At 61.3% G+C, this 3,363-nt stretch carries 3 protein-coding genes; all 3 read left to right on the plus strand.

The genetic code is table 11. The features are described from left to right. Positions 1–385: 385 nt before the first annotated feature. The 3 genes from ACPGXI_RS17815 to ACPGXI_RS17825 all read left to right on the plus strand — a co-directional run bounded on the left by ACPGXI_RS17815 (position 386) and on the right by ACPGXI_RS17825 (position 3,278). Positions 386–1,090: a GAF domain-containing protein gene (locus tag ACPGXI_RS17815; RefSeq protein ID WP_526655332.1), complete on the plus strand. Its 705-nt coding sequence runs from the start codon at positions 386–388 to the stop codon at positions 1,088–1,090. A 132-nt stretch (positions 1,091–1,222) separates the two neighbouring features. Continuing rightward, a complete protein-coding gene (locus tag ACPGXI_RS17820; RefSeq protein WP_526655334.1) occupies positions 1,223–1,876 on the plus strand; it encodes an undecaprenyl diphosphate synthase family protein in 654 nt (217 codons plus the stop codon). A gap of 7 nt (positions 1,877–1,883) precedes the next feature. After that, the gene (locus ACPGXI_RS17825) at positions 1,884–3,278 is read left to right on the plus strand and encodes a protoporphyrinogen/coproporphyrinogen oxidase (RefSeq protein ID WP_526655330.1); all 1,395 of its coding nucleotides are present in this window, start codon (positions 1,884–1,886) and stop codon (positions 3,276–3,278) included. The last annotated feature ends 85 nt before the right edge of the window (positions 3,279–3,363 follow it).

A 3,363-nucleotide genomic window follows, 5' to 3' on the forward strand; every position in this document is an offset into this window, starting at 1 on the left:
CCCGTGTGCTATCGGGGCTAAGCCTGTCTGGCGTTCGGCTTCCACTGAGTGCAGTCCCGATCGTGTTGGGGTCTGCTGCACTGGCGTGTTCTCGATGAACGAATCCGAGAGACCAGTTTCGAGTCTTGCGGCCCGATGTCGGGCTGGCGTAGCCACGCAACCAGGCCCGACGACGCGGCGCTTGGCGGCCAGGTTCTCAAGAGGTGTTCAACGCAACCGGCGGCCCACCGAAGGTGGCTCCGGATGGACAACGGCCCAGAGTTGCTTCCTCAAGCGCTGTGAACCGCCCCGACAAGTCCGGAGACTTTGATATGCCCCGGGTTCTGCCACCTCCCCTGTCACAATCCCGCACCCGTCAGATACCGTTGACCAGGTGAACGGCGGGATGCGGAGGTTCGACGACCGGCTCAACCGCCTGCTCGAGGAATGCGCCGCCGATGTCGGCGAAGATGTCGAGACCTATGTGACCCGCGCCGTGGCGAGGCAGATGGTCGCCGAGCAGAGGCGAGTCAGCAGCGAGTCTCTCGAGGAGTTGCTGGCCCACCTCGCGGACTTCGGGGTGTTCGGCGAGGCGTCGACGCCGAGCGTGATCGCCGCGATCACCGATCCGGACCGGTTACGCGCCTTGCACGACACCGGGCTACTGGATTCCCCGCCGGACGCGGTCTACGACCGGATCACCCGCGCGGCCGCCGATGCCTTGAACGCCCCGCACTCAGCGGTGTCCCTAGTTGATGCCGACCGGCAGTTCTTTGTGAGCACGGCCGGTATGGGCGGCGGGTCGGCAGAGGAAAGGCAGACACCCCTAGAGCGGTCTATCTGTCAATATGCCGTGGCAACTGGTAAGCCTCTGCTTCTGGAGGACGCACGACTCGACCCGGCATTCAAGAACCATTCCGCGGTCCGTGACGGCAGTGTGGTCGCTTATCTCGGTGTACCGCTGATAGACGCCGAACGTAACGCGATCGGGACGCTGTGTGTTTTCGATACCAGACCGCGGTTGTGGGGTAACGGCCATGTGCAGGTTCTCTGCGATCTTGCGCAGGTGGCCGCCGAACGGATCTTCTCCGCGCGGAGTTCCGGGCGCTGAACACTTCATCCCCGGCCAAGCGTGGGGTGGTGCCTTCTTCGTCAGAAGAATCCGCACCTCAGACGGTGTTGTATTACTCTTTCTCTTACAGCGATTGCCTTACAGCGACTGTCGCGAGGTTGGAGGGTGCCGATGCGCCAGCCTCCAACCCATGTGGGCCTGATTCCCGACGGATTGCGGCGTTGGGCCGACGCGAATGGCACCACCTTGGCCGACGCCTACCTGCGCGGCGCACACAAGGTCATCGAAATTCTGCTGACGCTGCAACGAAACGGTGTTCAGACCGCGTCGGTCTACAACCTGAGTTGTGCGAATCTGGCGCGGCGCGACGATGAATTGGAAGCGGTGTACGCCGCATCCGTCCATTTCCTCACAGCGCTGATTCCCGCCCATTTCGACCCCGGCACCTGCAGTGTCCGCCTGCACGGCAATCGGAAACTGCTTCCACAGAAGTATGTTGCGGCTGTGCGCGACTTGGAAATCACCATGAAAGGTGATGGTTTCCGAATTAACATGCTCGCTGCGTATGACGCTTGTGACGAATTGCGCGCCGCTCATATCAAGGCTCAGCAAGACGGCAGTGATATCAGCGCTGCATTCGAGATCGGAGACGTCGACATCGTTATCCGGACGACTCCAGAGCCGATGCTCAGTGGATTCTTGCCGTTGCAGAGCCAGTACGCCCAATTGGTTTTCCTGACAACGCCGCTCAACGAGCTTGAGGATCGGCAGATAGACGATCTCATCGCCGATTATCGGCATTCTCCGCAGCTTCGCGGGCGCTAGTGCCGAGATGGAGTCAAACCGGAATCCGTTGATCATCGGCGCTGGACCCGCCGGTATCACTGCTGCTCTCGGACTGGCCAGGAGGGGAGTGGCCTCGCGCATCTACGAAGCGTCTGCGCATGTGGGCGGTCTGGCGCGCACTCCCAGCCAGGGCGGCTGGCGCATTGACCCCGGTGGTCACCGCTTCTTCACCAGGAACGAAGAGGTCTTGGACCTGTGGAAAGCCCTACTTCCACCCGACCAGTGGATCTCAGTGCAGCGGCACTCAGCGATGCTCGTCAACGGCCACTATGTGCGGTACCCACTCATCGGTCGTGATCTGTTGACCCAGATGGGATACCGGCGCGGAATGCAGGGCCTGACCAGCCTGATGTGGTCAAGATTCTTGCGGGGGATGCGTCTGGATGACCACTCGGCGAGCTTCCGCGAATGGGGCACCAATGAATTCGGTCGCTATTGGTACACCTTGTTCTTCGACGGCTATGTCCGCAAGACGTGGCTGGCGGACCCTGACGAATTGGCCAGCGATTGGGCGAACCAGAGAATTAAGCCGATAAACTGGCGCCGACAGGCGGGGGACGCCGCAGACCAGGATGCTTTTCGCTATCCCCGGCTGGGTCCCGGTCAAGTTTGGGAAGCCGCGGTGGCGGCACTGGCGGACGTCGGCATCGTTCCCGCCCTTAATTCACCGGTGGTCAAGGTTCGGTTCGACGGCGCGATGTGGGCCCTGGACTTGCAGAACGGTGAGACCGCGTCCGGCGATGCGGTGTTTTCGAGCATGCCGTTGCGGTTGCTGGTGGAGGCCTTGGAGCCTGAACCGCCGAAGTACATTCGGGCGGTGGCCGGCGCCCTCAAACACCGCGCCCTGATCACCGTGGCAGTCGCCCTGGGCAAGCGCTACGACATTCCGTTCAATTGGGTGTATACGCCCGGTCCGGGTCTGCGGGTGGGGCGGATTCAGAATTACCGACGCTGGTCTGATGGACTGACGCCGGAGAATTGGGATGGGACGTATTTGGGCATGGAGTATTTCAGCGGTCCAGACGGCGACCTCTGGAAAGCCGACGACGAGCAGATGAAGAGCATCGTCGCGGCAGATCTTCGTGCGCTCGGACTCGATGACTCCGCAGTTGAGCGGGTCATGATCGTCCGGTCCCGATTCGCCTATCCGATCAACGACCCTGCTCGGGACAGAAACGTTGCCCGACTCCGGGACTTCCTGGGTCGGAACTACCCATCTCTTCACCCTGTCGGACGCAATGGCATGCACCGCTACGACAACCAAGACCATGCGATGTTGAGTGCCATGCAGAGCGTCGCCCGATACTTCGGTGACAATGTGGATCCCTGGCAGGTGAATACCGATCGTCGGTACCACGAATCCGGGCTGCTGAAGAACTGAACGGAATGCGGTCATGATGCCGGCGCCTAGCCCGGATTTTGCGTGGAATGTCGATGTAGCTGGGTGTTGATACGCGAAAGTGCCT

The organism is Mycobacterium sp., assembly GCF_049608025.1.
Taxonomy (GTDB): Bacteria; Actinomycetota; Actinomycetes; order Mycobacteriales; family Mycobacteriaceae; genus Mycobacterium.

Coding starts and splice junctions, on each gene's coding strand:
- ACPGXI_RS17815 (WP_526655332.1), top strand. CDS start 386: ATGCGGAGGTTCGACGACCGGCTCAACCGCCTGCTCGAGGAATGCGCC.
- ACPGXI_RS17820 (WP_526655334.1), top strand. CDS start 1,223: ATGCGCCAGCCTCCAACCCATGTGGGCCTGATTCCCGACGGATTGCGG.
- ACPGXI_RS17825 (WP_526655330.1), top strand. CDS start 1,884: ATGGAGTCAAACCGGAATCCGTTGATCATCGGCGCTGGACCCGCCGGT.